The sequence below is a fragment of the Paratractidigestivibacter sp. genome (assembly GCF_052362415.1).
Classification (GTDB): domain Bacteria; phylum Actinomycetota; class Coriobacteriia; order Coriobacteriales; family Atopobiaceae; genus Paratractidigestivibacter.
This window is the reverse complement of the sequence record NZ_DAWEMK010000206.1, coordinates 1-1,745: the sequence shown is the minus strand read 5'-3', so window position 1 is coordinate 1,745 and position 1,745 is coordinate 1. Positions and strand designations below refer to the sequence as shown.

The following is a 1,745-nucleotide window of genomic DNA, read 5'->3' as shown; positions in this document are numbered from 1 at the left end:
ACCGTGTTCGTCGGCAACGCGGACACGAAGCGCGTAGGCGGCCGTATGGTCACGCCGCGCGGGTATCGGGAGATTCCATGCGAAAGGTAACGATCATCGGGGCGGGGCCCGGAAACCCCGACTTGCTCTCGCGCGCGGCGCTCGACGCGATCGACATCGCCGACGTGGTCATCGGCGCTCATCGCGCGCTTGCCGGCATCGACGTGCCGCCCGACGTGGTGAGATGCGAGCTCGTGAAGACGGCGGACATCGTCGCCGCGCTCACCGATGCGGCGTCGTGGCAGCGCGCCGTGGTCGTGATGACGGGCGATGTGGGGCTGTTCAGCGGCGCGCGCCGCCTGGTGGAGGCGCTCTCCGGCGACGCGCAGGTGGACGTGCGCATCATTCCCGGCATAAGCTCAGCGTCGTATCTCGCCGCGCGCCTCGCGCGTCCATGGCAGGATTGGCGCTTCGCGAGCGCTCACGGCGTGGCGTGCGACATCGTGGCCGAGGCCGAGCGCTCAGGCGAGCTCTTCCTCGCCACGTCGGGCGGGGACGACCCCTCGCGGCTTTCGGGCGAGCTTGTGCAGGCGGGCTTCGGGGACGCGTGCGTGACGGTGGCCGAGCGCCTGTCGTACCCCGACGAGCGCATCACCTGCGCGACCGCAAGTGAAATCACAGGTCAGACGTTCGACGACTTGAACGTGATGCTTATCGATTTCGCAGGCGGCGCCGGGTCGCCTGCGGGCTCTAGCGCAGCCTCCGAGGTGCCGGCCGGCGTGTCTGCGCCCGCGGCGGCTTCTTCCGCGGCGGACTCTGCGGGCGCATCCCGCGCCGCGAGTTCCCGCTGGCCGTACGCTTCCTCGGGCATTCCCGACGAGCTCTTCATCCGCGGCGACGTTCCCATGACCAAGCAGGAGGTGCGCGCCGTCGCGCTCGCGAAGCTGCGCCTTACCGCGACCGACACCGTGTGGGACGTCGGCGCCGGCACGGGGAGCGTGTCGATCGAGGCGGCGCTCGTCGCGCGAGCGGGGTCGGTATGGGCGGTCGAGCGCAACGCGGCCGGCGTGCGGCTCATCCGAGAGAACGCGGATGCATTCGGGTGCGGCAACGTGCATGCGGTCCCCGGTGTCGCCCCCGAAGCGCTCGCGATACTGCCCGTCCCCGACGCCGTGTTCGTCGGCGGGAGCGCGGGCGAGCTTCCCTCCATCGTGGAGGTGGCGCTCGAGAAGAACTCGCAGGTTCGCCTGTGCGTGCCATGCGTCACCGTTGAGACGCTCACCGAGGCGTGCGCGCTCCTCTCGAGTTCGCGCTTTAAGGGGTTCGAGGCTTGCCAGGTGTCGGCCGCCCGCGCCGAGGCTGTAGGCTCGCACCATCTTATGAAGGCGCAAAACCCCGTGTTCCTCGTCAGCGCGCGTGGTGCAGGTGGGGAAGGCGGCGCCCGGTGAGCACGACCATCCCGCGCTTCATGGTCGCTGCGCCCTCGAGCGGGAGCGGCAAGACGGTCGTTACGTGCGCGCTCCTGCGCGCGCTCGCGCGCCGCGGCCTTGCATGCGCGGCCTTCAAATGCGGCCCCGATTACATTGATCCGCTCTTTCATCGTCGCGTCGTGGGCGCGCGCTCGGGCAACTTAGACGGCTTCTTCACCGACGCCCCGACGCTGCGCGCCCTGCTCGCACGCGGCGCCGCGGGCGCGGATGTCGCGGTGCTCGAGGGGGTCATGGGCTTCTACGACGGCATGGCGCCCGGCGTGGCCGACGCGAGCA

General features: G+C 70.5%; 2 protein-coding genes. Both read left to right on the top strand.

Translation table 11 applies throughout. The features are described from left to right. Positions 1-77: 77 nt before the first annotated feature. The gene (gene cbiE / locus ACT84W_RS10970) at positions 78-1,427 is read left to right on the top strand and encodes a precorrin-6y C5,15-methyltransferase (decarboxylating) subunit CbiE (RefSeq protein WP_444329248.1); all 1,350 of its coding nucleotides are present in this window, start codon (positions 78-80) and stop codon (positions 1,425-1,427) included. Next, the coding region (locus ACT84W_RS10965; protein ID WP_444329247.1) for a nucleotide-binding protein at positions 1,424-1,745 on the top strand (322 nt) is incomplete at its 3' end. The genes cbiE and ACT84W_RS10965, both read left to right, overlap by 4 nt.

Bases quoted from the DNA above. Each gene is read 5' to 3' on its own strand.
- cbiE (WP_444329248.1), top strand. From the start codon at position 78: ATGCGAAAGGTAACGATCATCGGGGCGGGGCCCGGAAACCCCGACTTG.